The organism is Helicobacter sp. CLO-3, from assembly GCF_001854545.1.
Taxonomy (GTDB): Bacteria; Campylobacterota; Campylobacteria; order Campylobacterales; family Helicobacteraceae; genus Helicobacter_B.
Map to the genome: position 1 here is coordinate 1 of NZ_MLQN01000071.1, position 1,054 is coordinate 1,054.

Genomic DNA, 1,054 nt, shown 5'->3' on the forward strand with positions numbered 1-1,054 from the left:
TTGGAAAATTTTGCTTGTTTTTGGATTCTGCTACTCTTCAAAATTTTGTCTTTTAGCTTAATATTTGCTTAGAATATTACTTTTAGATACATAGATATAAAATGGCTTAAAATATCGTATATAACGATGTTTTATCGTTTTAAAAATCAAAATTTTGTGCGAAAAATCAAAAAAAAAAACGATTTTATTTTAAATTAAGTCTAAAAAATCGCTTTGTAAAATCCCGCCATAGCCCAAACACTGGGCGAAAAATTTGCAAGGAGAAAAATATGACAAAGTCATACAAACTTTCAGCAGCGCTTATCCTATCCGGTGCGCTTGCGAGTGCTGGCGTAGCGGGCGAAAGCGGCGCATTTGTAGGTGTGGAGCTAGGTGCGGGGATTTTGACAAGCACGCAAGCGGGTAGCGGGACTTATGAGGCTACAACAGGCGGCGGCACAGCAACAACATCAGTCACAGCTAGCGAGCAACAAGGCGGAGCTACACTAGGGCTTGACTGGGGCATTAGGGTTGGGTATCAGCTATATTTCACGCCAACACATGGTGCGCGCGTATATGCAAGCTATGGTATGGCGCATGTATATCCATATAGTTTAAGTGGCGAAAGTGGCGCAAACACTGTATCAAACAATACATATATAACAGGACAACGCATCGATATCAACATCGATTATCTAGTGGATTTTATCAAGGCAGAAAATGCTAGCGCTGGTGTGTATGCAGGTATTTTCGCCGGATATGCTGAGTATGCTGAAAACTCGGTAATAAAGGTAAATGGCAACACTATAAATGACCCAGATAGAACAAGTCCTACGCAATTTTATGGTGGCGTGGGCTTGGGGCTAAATCTAGGTATCCAAACTACGCTTGCCAAACATCATAGAATCGAGTTTGGCGCTAAGATCCCATTCCTAGGGCCAACATACCGAGTAGGTCTAAATAGTCCGGGGCTTCCTGTGTATCAATACTATAAATACGCAAGTGTGGGCGCTAGCTACGCTTTTGTATTCTAGTTTGATTCTGGGCTAGCCTTTTTTGGGCTAGCTTGGGATTT

1 protein-coding gene is annotated in these 1,054 nt (G+C 41.8%); it reads left to right on the plus strand.

Annotated features, from left to right (window positions below; genetic code table 11):
* Positions 1-269 precede the first annotated feature (269 nt).
* A complete protein-coding gene (locus BKN38_RS10045; protein WP_070957827.1) occupies positions 270-1,013 on the plus strand; it encodes an outer membrane beta-barrel protein in 744 nt (247 codons plus the stop codon).
* The last annotated feature ends 41 nt before the right edge of the window (positions 1,014-1,054 follow it).

Bases quoted from the DNA above. Each gene is read 5' to 3' on its own strand.
- BKN38_RS10045 (WP_070957827.1), top strand. From the start codon at position 270: ATGACAAAGTCATACAAACTTTCAGCAGCGCTTATCCTATCCGGTGCG.